Here is a 1,083-nt window from a genome sequence, read left to right as displayed (position 1 = left end):
GTTCATGAAACAGGGAGCGAAATGAAAAGCAAATATTTCCGCATCTGGAGTATTAAAGATGGATTGCAGCGTTAAAAGTCTCGATCGCGATGGAGCCGCCATCCACGCTGCTGATGCAGCTCAACGGAAGAATTCTGCGATTCGGCGCAGACCTCACTCTCGCGGTCATGGAAATCTAATCCATAGCCCTCACCATGAAGCCCGGCTTTGTCCCAGTTGCCGCCCTGATAGGAATCGAGACCAAGCGCATTCACCCGGTGAGCGACTACTCCTCACCAACTTTCTTTGGTCGCTGTCGCCTGGCAAGTTCCTGGATGAAGGCCGTCGCATTTGCCAGAGAGCGAACTGGGTAGCCTTGGTGGCAACCGTAGCATGGATATCGTGGGTGGCGCTGAAGTGACAGTGCTGTCTAACAKGTCGTTCGACACAGACAGGCACGCCACTGTCACCTCCGACGCTAGATGATGAACACACCCGCCATATGCGTCGTCGTTCTGGTCGTGGTGAACCTCGCCCTCACTGCATGGGTTGTGCTTTCGCCGGCACTCACTACGACTCAAAAGGTCCTTCAATGCCTCATCGTGTGGCTACTGCCTATCCTTGGGGCCGGCTGTGTTTTTCTTGTGCACTTGACCGACGCGGAGCCTCGCAGACGCAAAATACCTCCGCCGGGCGATGGTCCTGATCCCATGCCAGGCGGCACTCAATGAGCAAGCTGAGATCATTTCCGACGATGCCCCGAGGTTTCAAGGTGCTCGCGCAGTACAGCTTGCTGAGTCTGGTGCTGGCGCCTTTGTCGATCTTTCTGGTTTTTCCCAATATTCCGAACTCATTAATGGGATGTGTAGCGGTTCTGGTTTTGCCAGTCCCATTTACCTTGGCAAGCGAGTGGCTTCGCGAGCACCTTGACAAGGCTGACTTGCCGTTGGTGGATTCCTTGGGGCGTTCGATTGAGGATTCTCCACATCGTTTGTTGCTCACCGTAGCTTTGGTTGCGCTGGCGGGAGGGTGTGGACTCGGCGTTGTATGGCTGTTGTCTTTGATTTCATGAGAAATCTGATACCTATTGGGTCGACCCACATG

General features: G+C 54.3%; 1 protein-coding gene. It reads left to right on the top strand.

Going from position 1 to position 1,083, the window contains the following annotated elements; genetic code table 11:
* Window positions 1-706: 706 nt before the first annotated feature.
* The gene (locus AC1D0Z_RS22540) at window positions 707-1,051 is read left to right on the top strand and encodes a hypothetical protein (protein WP_477660368.1); all 345 of its coding nucleotides are present in this window, start codon (window positions 707-709) and stop codon (window positions 1,049-1,051) included.
* Window positions 1,052-1,083: the final 32 nt, after the last annotated feature.

Source organism: Polaromonas sp. P1_E3 (genome assembly GCF_056405935.1).
Note: the sequence above shows the minus strand (reverse complement) of the source record. Positions and strands in the feature narration are given on the sequence as shown.

Bases quoted from the DNA above. Each gene is read 5' to 3' on its own strand.
- AC1D0Z_RS22540 (WP_477660368.1), top strand. From the start codon at position 707: ATGAGCAAGCTGAGATCATTTCCGACGATGCCCCGAGGTTTCAAGGTG.